The organism is Cupriavidus sp. FW306-1B-F12B, assembly GCF_058781795.1.
The window spans coordinates 129403-148553 of record NZ_JBYSXC010000013.1 but is presented as its reverse complement, the minus strand read 5'-3'; the positions used below and the strand labels follow the sequence as shown (position 1 = coordinate 148553).

The following is a 19151-nucleotide window of genomic DNA, read 5'->3' as shown; positions in this document are numbered from 1 at the left end:
GCCGCCGGCGCTGTCCGGCGGCCCATACAAAATTCTCCCCCTGCCTTGTCCGATCTTCCAGATTCTCCTGAGCCGTCCGAAGCCGTCAGCCTGACCGACGCCGGGTCGCCCGCGCCTGCCGCGCCCGCCGACGACGTCGCCAGCCGCGGCGCGGAACTGGCCACCATCTTTGCCGATACCGGCACGCTGGCCCAGGCGATTCCCGGCTACCGGCCGCGCGCCTCGCAGCACAAGATGGCCGAGGCCGTCGCCGACGCGATCGTGCAGAACGATTCCGTCATCGTCGAAGCGGGCACCGGCACCGGCAAGACCTACGCCTACCTGGTGCCGGCGATGCTGTGGGGCGGCAAGGTGATCCTGTCGACCGGCACCAAGAACCTGCAGGACCAGCTCTTCCTGCGCGACATCCCCACCGTGCGCCATGCGCTGAACGTGCCGGTCTCGGTGGCGCTGCTCAAGGGCCGCGCCAACTACGTCTGCCACTACCACCTGGAACGCGCGCAGGCCAACGGCCGCCTGGCGTCGCGCCAGGATGCGGCGTGGCTGCGCGACATCGGCCGCTTCATCAAGGAAACCTCCACCGGCGACAAGGCCGAGCTGGCGTCCGTTCCCGAGAACGCGCCGGTATGGCAGCTGGTGACCTCCACGCGCGACAACTGCCTGGGATCGGAATGCCCGCATTACAAGGAATGCTTTGTGATGCGCGCGCGCAAGGAAGCGCAGCAGGCCGACGTGGTGGTGGTCAACCATCACCTGTTCTTTGCCGACGTGGTGCTGCGCGACACCGGCATGGCGGAACTGCTGCCGGCCGCCAACACCGTGATCTTCGACGAAGCCCACCAGCTGCCCGAGACCGCCACGCTGTTCTTCGGCGAGACGCTGTCCACCAGCCAGCTGCTGGAAATCGCCCGCGATACCGTGGCCGAAGGCCTGTCGCACGCGCGCGATGCGGTGGACTGGGTTGCGCTGGCCGCGCCGCTGGAGCGCGCCGCGCGCGACCTGCGCCTGGCCTTCAGCAAGGACAATGCGCGGCTGGCGCTGGGCCAGATCGAGGCCGACCGCCGTATCGCCGAGCCTTTCAACGAAACGCTCGATGCGCTGGACGAGGCCCTGTCAGACTTCGTCGAGATGCTCGAAAGCCAGGCCGAGCGTGCCGAATCGCTGCAGCAATGCCACCGCCGCGCGCTGGAGCTGGCCAACAAGCTGGCCGCGTGGCGCGCCGATGCCGCGCCCGCGCCGGCACCGCAGCCGACCGAGGGCGAAGGCGAAGCCGCGCCGGCGCTGCCCGCCGGCCCTGAAACCGTGCGCTGGGTCGAGGTGTTCTCGCATACTGTGCAGCTGCACCGCACGCCGCTGTCGATCGCGCCGATCTTCACGCGCCAGCGCGACGGCCAGCCGCGCGCCTGGGTTTTCACCTCGGCGACGCTGTCGGTGAAGGGGAATTTCACCCACTACGCGGCGCAGCTGGGGCTCGACAAGGACCGCTCGCTGACGCTGCCCAGCCCGTTCGATTACGCGAAGCAGGGGCTGCTCTATGTGCCGCGCGATATGCCGCAGCCGCAGTCGCCGCAGTTCACCGACGCGGTGGTGCAGGCGGCATTGCCGCTGATCGAGGCCGCCGGCGGACGCACCTTCCTGCTGTGCACCACGCTGCGCGCGGTGCAGCGTGCCTCGGACCTGCTCTATGACGCGTTTGCCGAGCGCGGCCTGAACCTGCCGCTGCTGGTGCAGGGCCAGGCCAGCCGCACCGAATTGCTGGACCGCTTCCGCGAGCTGGGCAACGCGGTGCTGGTCGGAAGCCAGAGCTTCTGGGAGGGCGTGGATGTGCGCGGCGAGGCGCTGTCGCTGGTGATCATCGACAAGCTGCCGTTCGCGCCGCCCGACGACCCGGTGCTGGCCGCGCGCATGGAAGTGCTGCAGAAGAAGGGCCTGAGCCCGTTTGCCGTGCACCAGCTGCCGCATGCGGTGATCACGCTCAAGCAGGGGGCGGGGCGGTTGATCCGTTCGGAATCGGATCGCGGCGTGCTGGCGATCTTCGATACGCGGCTGGTCGAGAAGCCCTATGGCCGGCAGATCTGGCAAAGCCTGCCGCCGTTCACGCGCACGCGTGAGGCAGCGACGGTGGTGCGGTTCCTGGAGTCGCTGCGCGGTCCCGGCAAGGAGGCCGCGGCAGCGGACTGATCGCTACAGGTGCCGGAAAAAGAAAAACGGGACGTATCCTCCGATACGTCCCGTTTTTTTATGGCCGCTGGCCAGCCGGCGTCAGAACACTTCCCACCAGGACTTGTCCTTGCGGCGCGCGCCGTACTTGATGAAATCGCTGTCCGGGAAATTGCGCTCCATCACGCGTGCGGTGTCGTCGCGCAGGTCCTTCATTCCCATCGCGTCATATGAACGGACCATGATGTACAGCGCTTCTTCGTTGGCCGGGGCGCCGTCGTAGTCCTTCAGCGCCTGCTGGGCGCGGTTGACGGCGGCGAGGTACGCGCCGCGCCGGTAGTAGTAGCGCGCAGCGTGCACTTCGTGCTGGGCCAGCGAGTTGACGATGTACTGCATGCGCAGCGTGGCGTCGGGGGTGTACTTGCTTTCCGGGTAGCGCGTGATCAGCGTATTGAACGCGTCATAGGCGGCGCGCGCGGCCTTGGGGTCGCGCTCGCTCAGGTCCTGGCCCGAGAAGCGGCCCAGCCAGCCCAGGTTGTCGTTGAAGTTGATCAGGCCCTTGAGGTAGTAGGCGTAATCGATATTGGGATGGTTCGGGTGCAGCTGGATGAAGCGGTCCACCGCAGCCAGGGCTGCTGCCGTTTCACCATCCTTGTAGTTGGCGTAGGCGGTATCGATCTGGGCCTGCTGTGCATAGCGCCCAAACGGATAGCGGCCTTCGAGCTTTTCATACAGCTTGACGGCACGCGTGTAGTCGCCGCCATCCAGCGCATCCTTGGCTTCCGAATATAATTTGTTGGCCGACCAGCCTGCGGTCTCGTCGGGTTGGTCCGCCAGCAGGCCGCATGCAGACAGCATGACGCAGCCGCCTGCGAGCAGAACCGCTCCAATTGTCGTGCGCCAGCGCGCGCGTTTCATGCTCTGCAATTGCATGGGCAATCGTATCCCGGATGAAGAAAAATAGCGTCAAGCATTATAGCCCAAGCCCCCAGCCCAACCCCGAAGCAGGAGCTGGCGTGGGAGGACTTCCACCAGAACGGGTGCGCGCAGCCGCGTCCGTGGCCGATTTCGAGGCCCATCCAGAGGAATTTGAAGACCTTGCCGAGGCGCCGCCCGGCGGCGCGCCGGCTGCCGAGCCGGCCGTGACCCTGTCGCTGGAGGTGGACAGCGCCTCGCATGGCGAGCGGCTCGATAAATTGCTCGCGCGTCACTTCAGCGAGTTTTCACGCAGCCGCCTGCAGCAGTGGATCGAAAGCGGCGCGGTGCGCGTCGACGGCCACGTGCGCCGGCCGCGCGACGCGGTGCAGATGGGCAACCGCATCGAGATCCAGCCGCAGGCCGCGCCGGAATCGTCCGCTTTCTCGCCCGAGGACGTGCCGCTGGACGTGGTCTATGAAGACGACACCCTGCTGGTGATCAACAAGCCCGCCGGGCTGGTGGTGCATCCGGCAGCCGGCAACTGGAGCGGCACCGTGCTTAACGGGTTGCTGCACCGCGATCCCGCCGCAGCGTCGCTGCCGCGCGCGGGCATCGTGCACCGGCTCGACAAGGAAACCTCCGGCCTGATGGTGGTGGCGCGCTCGCTCACCGCGCAGACCGACCTGGTGCGCCAGCTGCAGGCGCGCACGGTCAAGCGCACCTATATCGCGCTGGTGTGGGGCCGCACCTATGACGAGGGCACCATCGACGCGCCCATCGGCCGCGACCCGCGCGAGCGCACGCGCATGGCGGTCGTGCATACCGCCAGCGGCAAGCCGTCGCGCACGCATTTCCGCACGCTGGCCACGGTGCCGCTGGGGCGGGGCTTCGTGTCGATGGTGATGTGCAAGCTGGAGACCGGCCGCACACACCAGATCCGCGTGCATTTCGAGTCGATCGGCCACCCGCTAGTGGGCGACCCGGTCTACTTCCGCGCCACGCAGCGCGGGCAGCGCCCGGCAGTCCGCGCACCGCTGCCGGTGCCGTATGAGCGCCAGGCGCTGCATGCGTACCAGCTCGGCCTGGTGCATCCGGCCACCGGCAAGCGCATGTCCTGGACCGCGCAGCCGCCGCAAGACCTGCAGGCGCTGATCGATGCGCTGGATTTTGACAGCGCGCAGGCCGACGAGGAAGAAGAAGGCTGGGACGAAGTCTGGGAAGGCGGCGAGGCCCACTGGGAATACGCCGGTGATGACGAAGACGGTGACGACGATGACGATGAGCGCAGCGCCTGATCGCGCCTGGCTGGTCCCTGACTGGCCCGCGCCGGCGCGTGTGCGCGCGTTGTCATCCACGCGCCAGGGCGGTGTCAGCAAGGGCCCGTACGGGCTTGCCGGCGGTGCCCCGGGCGGCCTGAACCTGGGCACCCACGTTGGCGACGACCCCGCCGACGTGGCGCGCAACCGCGCGCGGCTGGCCGCCTGCCTGCCGTCGATGCCGCAATGGCTGGAGCAGGTGCATGGCTGCGCGGTGGCCACGGTCGACCATGTTGCGGCCCCGGGCGCGCCCGGGGCCCAGGCCGACGCGAGCCTGGCGCTGGCACCCGGCCACGTCTGCGCCGTGATGACGGCGGATTGCCTGCCGGTGCTGCTGTGCGATGCGCAGGGTATGGTGGTGGGCGCGGCGCATGCGGGCTGGCGCGGCCTGTGCAGCGGCGTGATCGAAGCCACGCTGTCACGGATGCAGGCCGCTGCCGGCGCCGCGCGCTGGCTGGCATGGCTGGGGCCGGCCATCGGCCCCGATGCGTTCGAGGTGGGTGCCGAAGTGCGCGATGCCTTCCTGGCCCAGGCACGCGCCGATGAGCAGGCCGCGGTTGCCGCAGCGTTCCGCCCTGGTGCCCCGGGCAAGTACCTTGCCGACATCTATGCGCTGGCGCGCACGCGGCTGGCGCGCGCCGGCTGCACCGAGGTCTACGGTGGCGATGCCTGCACCGTGGCCGACGCCGGTCGCTTCTACTCCTATCGGCGCGACGGCGTGACCGGCCGCATGGCCAGCCTGGTCTGGCTGGCGGACTGAGCCCGCCGCTGCCTCACTCGTCCTGGCCCCTGGCCGCCTGCGCGCGCTCGGCTTCGGCCTTGCGCCGGCGCCGGCCGGGCGTGCCCATGATGTAGAGCACCAGCGCCACCGGTGCCACGCCATATATCAGGAAGGTGGCAACCCCTGCCACCACGTTGTGCTCGGTGATCGCCATCATCAGCGCCACGTAGAGCCAGCCAATGGCCACGATGTACATCAAAAATTCATCCTTCTCGCCTATGCTCTGTGGCCTCGGCAGATGCGAGCGCTGCATACCGTCCGGTAGGTCGGGAAGCGCGCAGCGCCGAGGCGGATTCCCGCATTGACAGCGCGTGCGTTGCAAGGCAACAATGGGCTCAAATGTCTCGGAATCGCTGACGATTCCCAGGTTTCTCCGGCAAGCATAGCGCATGGCGTTGCCATGCGAGGATGTCGCGCTTGCCGGATAAAAGGGGAGCCGCTATCGGAATGGACGCAAGCCACGGCCGCAGCAGGTGCGGTCGAGGGCTTCCCGCCAGTTCCAGGGCAGATGTGCCGGCAGACCCTCCCGCTTTGGGGGAGGCGCAAGCCGGGTCCATTCGGATAGCATCTCCCCATGCAAAGTGCCGGCCAGGGCAATGCCCGGAGCCGGTTCGAATAGTGACGGCAGAGAGACAATCAAATCATGGCGACCGGCAAAGGCGCGGCAGCTTCCACTCAGGAAGGCAAGTCCCAACCATTCAAGTTCACGCCGGGGCCATTCGATCCAGCCACATGGCTGGAATGGTCCCACCAGTGGCAGGGCACTGAAGGCAACGGCCACGCGGCCGCGTCCGGCATTCCGGGCCTGGATGCGCTGGCAGGCGTCAAGATCGCGCCGGCGCAGCTCGGTGATATCCAGCAGCGCTACATGAAGGACTTCTCAGCCCTGTGGCAGGCCATGGCCGAGGGCAAGGCCGAGGCCACCGGTCCGCTGCACGACCGGCGCTTCGCCGGCGACGCATGGCGCACCAACCTCCCATATCGCTTCGCTGCCGCGTTCTATCTGCTCAATGCGCGCGCCTTGACCGAGCTGGCCGATGCCGTCGAGGCCGATGCCAAGACGCGCCAGCGCATCCGCTTCGCGATCTCGCAATGGGTCGATGCGATGTCGCCCGCCAACTTCCTTGCCACCAATCCCGAGGCGCAGCGCCTGCTGATCGAGTCGGGCGGCGAATCGCTGCGTGCCGGCGTGCGCAACATGATGGAAGACCTGACGCGCGGCAAGATCTCGCAGACCGACGAGAGCGCGTTTGAGGTCGGCCGCAATGTCGCGGTGACCGAAGGCGCCGTGGTTTTCGAGAACGAGTACTTCCAGCTGTTGCAGTACAAGCCGCTGACCGACAAGGTGCACGTGCGCCCGCTGCTGATGGTGCCGCCGTGCATCAACAAGTACTACATCCTGGACTTGCAGCCGGAGAGCTCGCTGGTGCGCCATGTGGTGGAGCAGGGACATACGGTGTTCCTGGTGTCGTGGCGCAATCCGGACGCCAGCATGGCCGGCAGCACCTGGGACGACTACATCGAGCACGCGGCCATCCGCGCCATCGAAGTCGCGCGCGACATCAGCGGCCAGGACAAGATCAACGTGCTCGGCTTCTGCGTGGGCGGCACCATTGTCTCGACCGCGCTGGCGGTGCTGGCCGCGCGCGGCGAGCACCCGGCCGCAAGCGTCACGCTGCTGACCACGCTGCTGGACTTTGCCGACACCGGCATCCTCGACGTCTTTGTCGACGAGGGCCATGTGCAGCTGCGCGAGGCCACGCTGGGCGGCGCCGCCGGCGCGCCGTGCGCGCTGCTGCGTGGCCTTGAGCTGGCCAACACCTTCTCGTTCCTGCGCCCGAACGACCTGGTGTGGAACTACGTGGTCGACAACTACCTGAAGGGCAACACGCCGGTGCCGTTCGACCTGCTGTTCTGGAACGGCGACGCCACCAACCTGCCGGGGCCGTGGTACTGCTGGTACCTGCGCCACACCTACCTGCAGAACGAGCTCAAGGTGCCGGGCAAGCTGACTGTGTGCGGCGTGCCGGTGGACCTGGCCAGCATCGACGTGCCGACCTACATCTACGGCTCGCGCGAAGACCATATCGTGCCGTGGACCGCGGCCTATGCCTCGACCGCGCTGCTGGCGAACAAGCTGCGCTTCGTGCTGGGTGCGTCGGGCCATATCGCCGGTGTGATCAACCCGCCGGCCAAGAACAAGCGCAGCCACTGGACCAACGATGCGTTGCCGGAGTCGCCGCAGCAATGGCTGGCCGGCGCCACCGAGCATCACGGCAGCTGGTGGCCGGACTGGACCGCATGGCTGGCCGGGCAGGCCGGCGCGAAACGCGCCGCGCCCGCCAACTATGGCAATGCGCGCTATCGCGCGATCGAACCCGCGCCTGGGCGATACGTCAAAGCCAAGGCATGACGCTTGCATGAGTGCCGGCGTGCGTCATGCACGGCGCCGGCAGGCCTGCAGGTTCCCTCCCGTTTCCATTGAAAGGACTACACAATGACTGACGTTGTCATCGTATCCGCCGCCCGCACCGCGGTCGGCAAGTTTGGCGGCTCGCTGGCCAAGATCCCGGCACCGGAACTGGGTGCCGTGGTCATCAAGGCCGCGCTGGAGCGCGCCGGCGTCAAGCCGGAGCAGGTGAGTGAAGTCATCATGGGCCAGGTGCTGACCGCCGGTTCGGGCCAGAACCCCGCACGCCAGGCCGCGATCAAGGCCGGCCTGCCGGCGATGGTGCCGGCCATGACCATCAACAAGGTGTGCGGCTCGGGCCTGAAGGCCGTGATGCTGGCCGCCAATGCGATCATGGCGGGCGACGCCGAGATCGTGGTGGCCGGCGGCCAGGAAAACATGAGCGCCGCCCCGCACGTGCTGCCGGGCTCGCGCGACGGTTTCCGCATGGGCGATGCCAAGCTGATCGACACCATGATCGTCGACGGCCTGTGGGACGTGTACAACCAGTACCACATGGGCATCACCGCCGAGAACGTGGCCAAGGAATACGGCATCACGCGCGAGGCGCAGGATGAGTTCGCCGTCGGCTCGCAGAACAAGGCCGAAGCCGCGCAGAAGGCCGGCAAGTTTGACGAAGAGATCGTCCCGGTGCTGATCCCGCAGCGCAAGGGCGACCCGGTGGCCTTCAAGACCGACGAGTTCGTGCGCCAGGGCGCCACGCTGGACAGCATGTCCGGCCTCAAGCCCGCCTTCGACAAGGCCGGCACGGTGACCGCGGCCAACGCCTCGGGCCTGAACGACGGCGCCGCCGCGGTGGTGGTGATGTCGGCGGCCAAGGCCAAGGAACTGGGCCTGACCCCGCTGGCCACGATCAAGAGCTATGCCAACGCCGGTGTCGATCCCAAGGTGATGGGCATGGGCCCGGTGCCGGCCTCCAAGCGCGCCCTGTCGCGCGCCGAGTGGACCCCGCAGGACCTGGACCTGATGGAGATCAACGAGGCCTTCGCCGCGCAGGCGCTGGCGGTGCACCAGCAGATGGGCTGGGACACCTCCAAGGTCAACGTGAACGGCGGCGCCATCGCCATCGGCCACCCGATCGGCGCGTCGGGCTGCCGTATCCTGGTGACGCTGCTGCACGAGATGAAGCGCCGTGACGCGAAGAAGGGCCTGGCCTCGCTGTGCATCGGCGGCGGCATGGGCGTGGCGCTGGCAGTCGAGCGCAAATAAGGAAGGGGTTTTCCGGGGCCGCGCGCGGTTGGCGCGGACCCGGCGACGATAACGAAGAGCCAATCAAGGAGTGGACATGACTCAGCGCATTGCGTATGTGACCGGCGGCATGGGTGGTATCGGAACCGCCATTTGCCAGCGACTGGCCAAGGATGGCTTTCGTGTGGTGGCCGGTTGCGGCCCCAACTCGCCGCGCCGCGAAAAGTGGCTGGAGCAGCAGAAGGCCCTGGGCTTCGATTTCATTGCCTCGGAAGGCAATGTGGCTGACTGGGACTCGACCAAGACCGCATTCGACAAGGTCAAGTCCGAGGTCGGCGAGGTCGATGTGCTGATCAACAACGCCGGTATCACCCGCGACGTAGTGTTCCGCAAGATGACCCGCGCCGACTGGGATGCGGTGATCGACACCAACCTGACCTCGCTGTTCAACGTCACCAAGCAGGTGATCGACGGCATGGCCGACCGTGGCTGGGGCCGCATCGTCAACATCTCGTCGGTGAACGGGCAGAAGGGCCAGTTCGGCCAGACCAACTACTCCACCGCCAAGGCCGGCCTGCATGGCTTCACCATGGCGCTGGCGCAGGAAGTGGCGACCAAGGGCGTGACCGTCAACACGGTTTCTCCGGGCTATATCGCCACCGACATGGTCAAGGCGATCCGCCAGGACGTGCTCGACAAGATCGTCGCGACCATTCCGGTCAAGCGCCTGGGCCTGCCGGAAGAGATCGCCTCGATCTGCGCCTGGTTGTCGTCGGAGGAGTCCGGTTTCTCGACCGGCGCCGACTTCTCGCTCAACGGCGGCCTGCATATGGGCTGACCTGCCGGCCTCTGGTTCAACCAGTCGGCAGCCGGCGCTGGCGCCCGCGTATTGCGGTGCAGCCAGCGCGGCGCACAAGGCGGCGGGCGCTTCGTTTCGCCGCCCGTTTCGCGGGCCGTCAAGGCCCGCGAATCGTTTCTGCCAGCGCGGCATTCCTCCCTTTTTGCGCCAATTCACCGGGTTTTCCTTAAGCCCGGTCGCTTTTCTTAGTGCCTTGTTGGGCATAGAATCAGGGCAGCGGCGCAGCCAGCACCATGTTCGTGCAGCGCGGCCCTCGCGGGGGCGAGGTTGCAGGCCGCCACGCGCAGCCATGCGCGAACGGGCCACCAGATGGCCGGCACGACAACAAGCAGATGGCGCGGGCGATACCGATTTGCGCACTGCACCCCATGCGGTGCAGCAGCGCGCAAACAGCGAAGACACAAGGACAGAGCACCGATGGCCACGACCAAAAAAGGCGCAGAGCGACTGATCAAAAAGTATCCGAACCGCAGGCTCTACGACACCCAGACCAGCACCTACATCACCCTGGCCGACGTCAAGCAGCTGGTCATGGATTCAGAGGAATTCAAGGTCGTCGACGCCAAGTCTGGTGACGAACTGACCCGCAGCATCTTGCTGCAGATCATCCTGGAAGAAGAAACGGGCGGCGTGCCGATGTTCTCCAGCGCGATGCTGTCGCAGATCATCCGCTTCTACGGCCATGCCATGCAGGGCATGATGGGCACCTACCTGGAAAAGAACATCCAGGCCTTCATCGACATCCAGAACAAGCTGGCCGAGAACTCCAAGGGCCTGTATTCCGGCGAAACCTTCAGCCCCGACATGTGGTCGCAGTTCATGAACATGCAGGGCCCGATGATGCAGGGCATGATGAGCAACTACATCGAGCAGAGCAAGAACCTGTTCGTGCAGATGCAGGAGCAGATGCAAAGCCAGGCCAAGAATATGTTCGGGACGTTCCCGTTCAACCAGCCGGACAAGAAGTAAGACACCGGCAGCGGCGGGCCCCGGTCCGCCGCATATCCCGCGCGCTGGCTGGCACTCAGCCAGCGCCCGCATCACCTTCCAGATCGTCCCGAACTCCGGATTGCCTTCGCCTGACAGCGAGCGGTAGAGGCTTTCGCGCGAAAGCCCCGTCTCGTGCGCCAGTCGCGTCATGGCGCGCGCGCGTGCCACCACGCCGAGCGCGTAGGCAATGAATCGATCGTCGTCGCCGGCCTCGGCCAGGCAGGCATCCAGGTAGGCGGCGATCTCCTGCTCGTTCCTCAGATGCTCAGTGGAGTCCCAGGGGCGGGTTGGTTCTTTCATGGCTCACTCCAGATCAAGATTGGCCGCCAGATTGTGTGCTCTTTCCAAATCAGCGTGCTGGGTCGACTTGGTCCACGCGCATTTCGCTGATCCCACCGCCAAGGGCTTTAACGTCGCCGGGGTTCCCATTCAGCAAGCGGTCTTGTACCTCGCCGCGTTGCTGAAATTAGATGCGGTAGCCCGGGCCGTGGGCAGACGCAAAGCAGGTAGAATGCGCGGTCTGCGTCCCCCAGGCGCACGCAATCACGCAACTTTCTTCCAGCGGCGGCTCAGTGTGGACTCGCCTTTTGTGCGCGAAACCCCATGCCCTCCGTTATCCAATTTGCTCGTCCGGCCTTTAAGGCCCGGCTCTCCGCTTCGGTGAAGGCTTCGCCATGAGCCGGCTGTTCCTGGCCCCCATGGAAGGGCTTGCCGACTACGTCTTGCGCGACGTGCTGACCGACACCGGCGGCTACGACGGCTGTGTGTCCGAGTTCGTCCGAGTGACGGGTTCGTTGCTTCCAGCCCGCGTCTACGAGCGCGATACGCCCGAAATCCTCGCCGGCGGCTATACCCGCAGCGGCACGCCGATGGTGATCCAGTTGCTCGGCAGCGATCCGGAATGGCTGGCGCGCAATGCGGCCTATGCCGCGACCTTGTCGCCGCATGGCATCGACCTGAACTTCGGCTGTCCCGCCAAGGTCGTCAACCGGCATGGCGGCGGCGCCATGCTGCTGACGAACCCTGAGTTGTTGAACCGGATCGTTGCGTCCGTGCGCGCGGCGGTGCCGGCCCATATCGCCGTGACGGCAAAAATGCGGCTGGGCGTGTCCGATACCTCGCTGGCCATTGATTGCGCCACGGCGCTGGCCGAAGGCGGCGCGGCTTCGCTCGTCGTGCATGCCCGGACGCGGGACCATGGCTACCGGCCGCCGGCCCACTGGGACTGGATCGCGCGCATTGCGGCGGCGGTGGACGTGCCGGTGATTGCCAACGGAGATGTCTGGACCGTCGCCGACTGGGAGCGTTGCCGGGCCGTCAGCGGTTGCGCCGACGTGATGATCGGGCGCGGCGCCGTGTCTGATCCTTTCCTGGCCTTGCGCATTCGCGGGCTGATGGACAGTTCGCCGTCAGACCAGGAGTGGCCGCTGGTGCTGCGCCAGATCGCCACCTACCTGAAAAAGCTGCATGCCCGTATCGCCTCGTGCCATGAGCATGGGCGCGTGAAACTGTGGCTCAGCTATCTCAAGCGGACCTGGCCACAGGCCGCCGAACTGCATGCGGCCATCCGGCGCATGCAGGACTCGCTGGAGATAGAGCGGGTCCTGGAAGGCCTGCCGGGAGCCGCGACCGCGCCGGAATGACGCAGCCTGGGCCACATGTGTGGAGTCAGGCGCCGAGAATTCATGGCAAACGGTTAAAATGCGCGATTGGCTCACCGGCTGCCGGCCTTGTCCCCGCATATTCCGCCGCGCCTGCCCCCACATTCGGATTGCACTGTGAAAAACCCTTCAGAATCAACGACCCAGAAAGACCATAGTCCGCGTGTGGGATTCGTTTCCCTGGGCTGCCCCAAGGCCCTGGTCGACTCCGAGCAGATCATCACCCAGCTGCGCGCCGAGGGCTATGCCATCAGCGGCACCTATGACGGCGCCGACCTGGTCGTGGTCAATACCTGCGGCTTTATCGACGAGGCCGTGCAGGAGAGCCTGGACGCCATCGGCGAGGCCCTGACCGAGAACGGCAAGGTCATCGTCACCGGCTGCCTGGGTGCGAAGAAGGATGCGGCGGGCCACGACATCGTGTCGTCGGTGCACCCCAAGGTGCTGGCCGTGACCGGCCCGCATGCGCTGGGCGAGGTGATGCAGGCGGTGCACACGCACCTGCCCAAGCCGCATGACCCGTTCACCGACCTGGTGCCGGCCGCCGGCATCAAGCTGACGCCCAAGCATTACGCCTACCTGAAGATCTCCGAGGGCTGCAACCACCGTTGCTCGTTCTGCATCATCCCGTCGATGCGCGGCGACCTGGTGTCGCGCCCGGTGGCCGAGGTCATGCTGGAGGCCGAGAACCTGTTCAAGGCCGGCGTCAAGGAATTGCTGGTGATCTCGCAGGACACCAGTGCCTACGGCGTCGACGTCAAGTACCGCACCGGCTTCTGGAACGGCCGCCCGCTCAAGACCCGCATGACCGAACTGGTGGCGGCGCTCGGCGAGCTGGCCGCGCAGTACGGTGCGTGGGTGCGCCTGCACTACGTCTACCCGTACCCGCACGTGGACGAGATCATCCCGCTGATGTCCCAAGGCCATGTGCTGCCGTACCTCGATGTGCCGCTGCAGCACGCGCACCCGGACGTGCTCAAGCGCATGAAGCGCCCGGCCAATGCCGAGAAGACCATGGACCGGATTCGCGCCTGGCGCGAGATCTGCCCTGAGCTGACCATCCGCAGCACCTTTATCGCCGGCTTCCCGGGCGAGACCGAGGCGGAGTTCCAGACCTTGCTCGACTTTATCGCCGAAGCCGAGCTGGACCGCGTCGGCTGCTTCGCCTACTCGCCGGTGGAGGGCGCCACCGCCAACGACCTGCCGGGCGCGCTGCCCGACGAGGTGCGCGAGGAACGCCGCGCCCGCTTCATGGAAGTGGCCGAAGAGGTCTCGGCACGCCGCCTGCAGCGCAAGGTCGGCCAGACCCTGCGCGTGCTGGTGGACGAGGTCAACCAGGATGGCGGCATCGGCCGTTCGTCCGCGGATGCGCCGGAAATCGACGGCCTGGTCTATATCGCGCCGCCGGAACGCCACTCCCAGCGCTATCGCGCCGGCGAGTTCGTCGAGGTGAAGATCACCGGCGCCGATGGCCACGACCTGTGGGGCGAGGTCTGAAACGGGTTGATTAGGTAAAAGTACGCCCGTTCGATTTCGTCCGCGTCCCGCTATACTGTGCGGTGCAACATAACCTCATGGAGACAAAGTCATGACGCGTGAAGTGGTAGTGGTAGGCGGTGTCCGTACCGCGATCGGGACCTTTGGCGGCAGCCTGAAGGATGTGGCGCCGGCGGAGCTGGGTGCACTGGTGGTGCGCGAGGCGCTGGCGCGCGCGCAGGTGTCGGGCGACGATGTCGGCCACGTGGTGTTCGGCAACGTGATCCAGACCGAGCCGCGCGACATGTATCTGGGCCGCGTCGCGGCCGTCAACGGCGGGGTGACGATCAACGCCCCCGCGCTGACCGTGAACCGCCTGTGCGGCTCGGGCCTGCAGGCCATCGTCAGCGCCGCGCAGACCATCCTGCTGGGCGATACCGACGTCGCCATCGGCGGCGGCGCGGAAAGCATGAGCCGCGCCCCGTACCTGGCGCCGGCGGCGCGCTGGGGCGCACGCATGGGCGACGCCGGCCTGGTCGACATGATGCTGGGTGCGCTGCACGATCCCTTCCATCGCATCCACATGGGCGTGACCGCCGAGAATGTCGCCAAGGAATACGACATCTCGCGCGCGCAGCAGGACGAGGCCGCGCTGGAATCGCATCGCCGCGCTTCGGCAGCGATCAAGGCCGGCTACTTCAAGGACCAGATCGTCCCGGTGGTGAGCAAGGGCCGCAAGGGCGACGTTACCTTCGACACCGACGAGCACGTGCGCCATGACGCCACCATCGACGACATGACCAAGCTCAGGCCGGTCTTCGTCAAGGAAAACGGCACGGTCACGGCAGGCAATGCTTCGGGCCTGAACGACGCCGCCGCCGCGGTAGTGATGATGGAGCGCGCCGAAGCCGAGCGCCGCGGCCTGAAGCCGCTGGCCCGCCTGGTGTCGTACGGCCATGCCGGCGTGGACCCGAAGACCATGGGCATTGGCCCGGTGCCGGCGACGAAGATCGCGCTGGAGCGCGCCGGCCTGCAGGTGTCGGACCTGGACGTGATCGAAGCCAACGAAGCTTTTGCCGCACAGGCGTGCGCGGTGACCAAGGCGCTCGGCCTGGATCCGGCCAAGGTCAACCCGAACGGCTCGGGCATCTCGCTGGGCCACCCGATCGGCGCCACCGGTGCCCTGATCACGGTGAAGGCGCTGCATGAACTGAACCGCGTGCAGGGCCGCTACGCGCTGGTGACGATGTGCATCGGCGGCGGGCAGGGCATTGCCGCCATCTTCGAGCGTATCTGAGGTTAGCCTTGCGCCTGGCTTCGCTGACGAAGAACCTCTGGACGCTCGGCCTGACCGCCGTGCTCGCGCTGGCGGGCACGGTGCAGGCAGCGCCGGGCACCGAGCTGTCGACTGGCCCGGTGATCGGCGGGGAAGGCCTGGGCATCAACCAGGCCATTCGCGACGGCGAAGCCCGGCGCGGCGGCACCTCGCTTTCCACTGGTGCGCCAAGACCTCTGGCGCCGCGGCCGGAGTATGCGTCGCTGCCGGTCTATGTCGGCAAGGTCGGCGACCAGCCGGTGCGGTTGCGCCTGGGCCCCAAGCCTGACGAGCGCGACAGCGTGCGCGGAGAATACGCCGGCCGTGGCGCCGGTGTGCGCCTGCTGGCCGGCGAGTGGGAGGACGGCGCTTTCCTGATGGAGGAGTCCGACGACGGCACCCGCGTATCGGGCAACTGGGAAGGCAGCATCGACGCCAGCGGCGCCGTGCGCGGCACCTGGACCGACGCGTTCAACCCGGCCATCGTGCTGCCGTTCTTTATCCGCCCTCTGGGCGTGCTCGTGATCCCCCCGTTCGACATGACACCCAACAGCGGCGTCACCTACGCGCCGCCGCCGCCGAAGTCCTCGATTTCCGGCTGGTAAGCCACTTCCTGGTGCCCGCCGTTGCCATCGCCGGTGGCGCGGCCGGCATTTGCTGGTAAGCTCGGAGGCTCATCGAGTCTCATTCCTGACCGTGCCGCGCTTCTGCCTGGGCGATACCGCCACGGCAGCGCGCCGTGGCCCGCCAGCAGCCAGCAAGGAAACCGCCGTGTCCGATTCGCCATCCGGCAAGCCCGCGTCGCCCGCCCATTACCTGCAAACCGTTGCGGTCCAGCCCGAGCTGGAGATCGCGCCCGGCTTTGCCTCGTTTTCTCCCGCCACGCACCGCGGCTCCACCGTGGTGTTCCGCAACCTGGCCGAACTGCGCGCCCATGGCGACGGTGCCACCACCTACTGGCGCTATGGCCTGCACGCCACGCCGACCAGCGAGGCGCTGTGCCAGCACCTGGCGCTGCTGGAGGGCGCGCGCCACACGCTGCTGCAGCCGTCGGGGCTGGCGGCGATCTCGCTGGTCTACTTCGCGCTGCTCAAGAGCGGCGACGACGTGCTGGTGCCGCACAACGTCTACGGCCCCAACCGCGACCACGGCGAGTGGCTGGCACGCGAATTCGGCGTGGCCGTGCGCTACTACGACCCGATGGACGCTGCTGCGATGGCGGCGATGATCCGGCCGAATACGCGCCTGATCTGGATGGAGTCGCCCGGTTCGGTGACCATGGAAGTGCCCGACAGCGACGCCATCGTCGCCGCGGCCAGGGCGCGAGGCGTGCTGACCGCGATCGACAATACCTGGTCGGCCGGCATCTACTTCCGTCCGTTCGACAAGGGCATCGACATCTCGGTGCAGGCGCTGACCAAGTACCAGTCCGGCGGCAGCGACGTGCTGATGGGCGCGGTGCTGACCTGCGACGATGCGCTGCATGAGCGCCTGAAGCGCACCCGCATGCTGATGGGCTGGGGGGTTTCCGCCGATGACTGCCACCTGGTGCTGCGCGGGCTGCCGAGCCTGCCGGTGCGCCTGGCCGCGCATGACCGTGCGGCCCGCGAAGTGGCGGAGTGGCTGCGCCAGCGGCCCGAGGTTGCGCGCGTGCTGCATCCGGCGCTGCCGGACTGCCCGGGCCACGCCAACTGGCGGCGCGATTTCACCGGTGCCAGCGGGCTCTTTGCCATCATCCTGCGGGCAAGCTATACGCGCCAGCAGGTGGATGCCTTGGTCGAGGCGCTGCAACTGTTTGCGATCGGCTGGTCCTGGGGCGGCGCCCACAGCCTGGCCGTGCCGTACCACGTGCAGGGCATGCGGCCGGCGGGCACATGGCCGCCGGCCGGCTGGCAGGATAGCGGCGAACTGGTGCGGCTTTATATCGGCCTGGAAGACACGCGCGACCTGATCGCCGACCTGCGCCAGGCGCTGGAGGCTACGCTGGCCGCGTAAGCGGCCTCAGGCCGGCTGTCTCAGGGCGAGATTGAGCTGGTCGACGACCTCGGCCCAGTCGGCGTCGTCCAGCAGCTCGTCGCGCAGCAGCGTGGCCTGGGCGGGGGTCCAGAACGGTGCCTCGGCCAGTTCGACATCGTCGGGCAGTGGGGCGTGCGTGCCGATAAAGCTGCGGATGCTGGCTTCGTCGGAGGCCAGGCCGAGTTGGGCGAACAGTTCGGAAAACTGGTGGAAGGTCGATTCCATGGTGGTCGGCTCGATGTTGTTGGCCTGAGATAGTGTAGGGCAGCGGCCGGGCCGGCGCTGCCCGGGAAACAAAAACGGACGCTGCTGCGTCCGTTTTTGCGTGCGGGCGCCATGCGCTCAGGGCGTATCCGTGCTGGGCATGGTCTTGGCGCTCGCGGTGGGCCTGGCGGCCCGGGCTGCCCGGGCTGCCTGCGGCATCGCCCAGACCGACTCCGCCGGCCCGCTGCGCGCGCGGCGCTGCGTGGCGCGGGCCAGGGCGACAAAGCCCGCGGCCAGCGCGATCGCGCCGATATCGAAGCCCGCGATGATCCAGTGCCCGCTGGGGATGCTGTGCAGCAGGTGGTCGCCGGTCAGGAGCGCGTTCGCCAGCGGCACCGTCAGCGAGGCCAGCGCGGCGGCGTAGAGCAATTCCACCGCGGCGCGCACCGGCGGGCGCAGCAGCGCCCAGGCACAGGCCAGGCCAAACACCGTGAAATAGGTGTAGCTCACCGCGCGCTCCGGCCACAGCAGTGCGGCCGGGAAGCACAGCGCCACGCCGATGCAGCAGCCGATGCACACGCCGACCGTGCCCTGCGCCAGCAGCCGGTGCACGCGCGGCTGCTCGGCCTGGCGCAGCTTGCGCCGCGACTCGATCCACAGCAGGTTGCCCGAATAGAACAGGAAGGCGCCGGCCAGCCCGGCCAGCAGGTAGACCAGCCGCACCGGCAACTCGCCGAAGGTGCCGAAATGCAGCGCGTACAGCGCGCTGTAGAGCCCGTGGTTGCTGTCGCGCGTGCCGGCGGTCTGGTTGGCGGTCAGCTGGCCCGCGTTGGGCTCGCCGCTGGCGGCGTGGATGCCGACCGAGCCCAGGTTGCCGAGGGCCTGCGTGCTGGTGCCGCGCACCTCCACCACGGCGTTGGCGTCGCCATGGCGCTGGAAGCGGAACGACTCGGGCGTGAAACGCTCGCCGCCGTGCTCGCGCGCGATCTGCATCAGCGTTGCCGTGGGCATGGTCGGCACCGCGCGGTTGGCCGCGGCCACTTCCGGCACGGCGGTGGTGGCGCGGGGTACCGCCTCGAACAGGCGGCCGTCGAAGGTCAGCGTGTTGAACACCATCATCAGCACCAGCGACAGGCAGAACAGTGCGCCGGTGATGGCAAAGACCAGGTGGAAGGGCAGGCTGAACAGGCCCAGCACGTTGTGGGTGTCCATCCAGAAACGCTTCAGGTTGCGACCGGGGCGCACCGCGAACAGGTCCTTCTTCAGCCGCGGCAGGTGCAGCAGCACGCCCGACACCAGCGCCAGCCCGTACAGCACCGAGATCGCGCCCATGAAATAGATGCCGCCGACCGGGATCCCCAGCGAGTAGTGCAGGCTATTCAGGAACGCCGACAGCTCGCCGATCACGTGGTCGCGCGAGGTGTCGCGCTGCATCGCGGCGTCGCCTGCCAGGCGGGCGTCAGTGGTCATCTGCCACTCGCCGGCCTTGTCCTGCCAGTAGGCCGAGATATTGGGCTCGCCCTCCGAAGGCATGATCACGTATGAGCTGGCCGCGGCCTCGGGGTGGATCGCGACCAGCTTCTGCATGAAGCGGTCGACTGCGGCCGGGTCGGCCTTGGCCTCGACCGGCGCGCTGCCCTTGAGCCGCGACGGCGACTGCCATACATGCAGTTCGTGGTGGAACACGGTGACCGCCCCGGCAAAGAAGGCGATAAACAAGGCCCAGCCGGCCATCAGGCCGACCCAGGTATGCAGCGTCTGGTACAGGCGCAGGGTTGCGGTTTTCATGATGGGCTT

Annotated in this window: 16 protein-coding genes and 1 pseudogene; 12 read left to right on the top strand and 5 right to left on the bottom strand. The window is 67.4% G+C overall.

Going from position 1 to position 19151, the window contains the following annotated elements; translation table 11 throughout:
* The first annotated feature begins 45 nt into the window (after window positions 1–45).
* Complete coding sequence (gene yoaA, locus AC3WLE_RS21545) at window positions 46–2181, top strand: DNA repair helicase YoaA (RefSeq protein WP_492321361.1); 2136 nt, start codon at window positions 46–48, stop codon at window positions 2179–2181.
* Window positions 2182–2262: 81 nt separating this feature from the next.
* On the opposite strand, the gene AC3WLE_RS21540 is transcribed toward yoaA, so the two are convergent.
* Entirely contained in the window at window positions 2263–3093 is an 831-nt protein-coding gene (locus AC3WLE_RS21540) for an outer membrane protein assembly factor BamD (RefSeq protein ID WP_011615082.1), read from the bottom strand.
* A 17-nt stretch (window positions 3094–3110) separates the two neighbouring features.
* On the opposite strand from AC3WLE_RS21540, the gene AC3WLE_RS21535 reads away from it, so the two are divergent.
* Both AC3WLE_RS21535 and pgeF read left to right on the top strand, forming a co-directional pair.
* Window positions 3111–4373 (top strand): RluA family pseudouridine synthase, encoded by a 1263-nt coding sequence (locus tag AC3WLE_RS21535; protein WP_492351933.1) that lies wholly within the window; start codon window positions 3111–3113, stop codon window positions 4371–4373.
* Window positions 4357–5154 carry a peptidoglycan editing factor PgeF gene (gene pgeF, locus AC3WLE_RS21530; RefSeq protein WP_492356318.1) on the top strand — a complete coding sequence of 266 codons (798 nt, stop codon included), beginning with the start codon at window positions 4357–4359 and terminating at the stop codon, window positions 5152–5154. The genes AC3WLE_RS21535 and pgeF overlap by 17 nt, the downstream gene beginning before the upstream one ends.
* Window positions 5155–5167: 13 nt before the next feature.
* Here the strand turns inward: pgeF and AC3WLE_RS21525 are convergent, their stop codons facing one another.
* A complete protein-coding gene (locus AC3WLE_RS21525) occupies window positions 5168–5371 on the bottom strand; it encodes a hypothetical protein (protein WP_492321363.1) in 204 nt (67 codons plus the stop codon).
* Window positions 5372–5818: 447 nt separating this feature from the next.
* Between AC3WLE_RS21525 and AC3WLE_RS21520 the strand changes: the two genes are divergently transcribed.
* The 4 genes from AC3WLE_RS21520 to phaR all read left to right on the top strand — a co-directional run bounded on the left by AC3WLE_RS21520 (window position 5819) and on the right by phaR (window position 10661).
* Complete coding sequence (locus AC3WLE_RS21520; RefSeq protein WP_492321364.1) at window positions 5819–7588, top strand: class I poly(R)-hydroxyalkanoic acid synthase; 1770 nt, start codon at window positions 5819–5821, stop codon at window positions 7586–7588.
* Between the two features lie 84 nt (window positions 7589–7672).
* A complete protein-coding gene (locus AC3WLE_RS21515) occupies window positions 7673–8854 on the top strand; it encodes an acetyl-CoA C-acetyltransferase (RefSeq protein ID WP_492321365.1) in 1182 nt (393 codons plus the stop codon).
* A gap of 76 nt (window positions 8855–8930) precedes the next feature.
* Entirely contained in the window at window positions 8931–9671 is a 741-nt protein-coding gene (locus tag AC3WLE_RS21510) for a 3-ketoacyl-ACP reductase (RefSeq protein ID WP_010810131.1), read from the top strand.
* 438 nt (window positions 9672–10109) lie between these two features.
* The gene (phaR, locus tag AC3WLE_RS21505; protein WP_010810130.1) at window positions 10110–10661 is read left to right on the top strand and encodes a polyhydroxyalkanoate synthesis repressor PhaR; all 552 of its coding nucleotides are present in this window, start codon (window positions 10110–10112) and stop codon (window positions 10659–10661) included.
* Between the two features lie 60 nt (window positions 10662–10721).
* Here phaR and AC3WLE_RS21500 read toward each other — a convergent pair.
* Window positions 10722–10982 (bottom strand): annotated as a pseudogene (locus tag AC3WLE_RS21500) (addiction module antidote protein); the annotation flags it as partial.
* A gap of 374 nt (window positions 10983–11356) precedes the next feature.
* Between AC3WLE_RS21500 and AC3WLE_RS21495 the strand changes: the two are divergent.
* The 5 genes from AC3WLE_RS21495 (at window position 11357) to AC3WLE_RS21475 (ending at window position 17129) form a co-directional block, all read left to right on the top strand.
* Window positions 11357–12325, top strand: a complete 969-nt coding sequence (locus AC3WLE_RS21495; RefSeq protein WP_492321367.1) for a tRNA dihydrouridine synthase — start codon at window positions 11357–11359, stop codon at window positions 12323–12325.
* A gap of 135 nt (window positions 12326–12460) precedes the next feature.
* Window positions 12461–13840, top strand: a complete 1380-nt coding sequence (rimO, locus tag AC3WLE_RS21490) for a 30S ribosomal protein S12 methylthiotransferase RimO (protein ID WP_492356315.1) — start codon at window positions 12461–12463, stop codon at window positions 13838–13840.
* 91 nt (window positions 13841–13931) lie between these two features.
* Window positions 13932–15116, top strand: a complete 1185-nt coding sequence (gene bktB / locus AC3WLE_RS21485; RefSeq protein ID WP_492321369.1) for a beta-ketothiolase BktB — start codon at window positions 13932–13934, stop codon at window positions 15114–15116.
* An 8-nt stretch (window positions 15117–15124) separates the two neighbouring features.
* On the top strand, window positions 15125–15739 hold the full coding sequence (locus AC3WLE_RS21480; RefSeq protein WP_492356314.1) for a hypothetical protein: 615 nt from the start codon (window positions 15125–15127) through the stop codon (window positions 15737–15739).
* A gap of 166 nt (window positions 15740–15905) precedes the next feature.
* Complete coding sequence (locus tag AC3WLE_RS21475) at window positions 15906–17129, top strand: cystathionine beta-lyase (protein WP_492321371.1); 1224 nt, start codon at window positions 15906–15908, stop codon at window positions 17127–17129.
* 6 nt (window positions 17130–17135) lie between these two features.
* On the opposite strand, the gene AC3WLE_RS21470 is transcribed toward AC3WLE_RS21475, so the two are convergent.
* Together AC3WLE_RS21470 and AC3WLE_RS21465 are read right to left on the bottom strand one after the other, a co-directional pair.
* Complete coding sequence (locus tag AC3WLE_RS21470) at window positions 17136–17375, bottom strand: DUF2789 domain-containing protein (protein ID WP_010810122.1); 240 nt, start codon at window positions 17373–17375, stop codon at window positions 17136–17138.
* Window positions 17376–17492: 117 nt separating this feature from the next.
* Entirely contained in the window at window positions 17493–19142 is a 1650-nt protein-coding gene (locus AC3WLE_RS21465) for a PepSY-associated TM helix domain-containing protein (protein ID WP_492351937.1), read from the bottom strand.
* Between the last annotated feature and the right edge of the window lie 9 nt (window positions 19143–19151).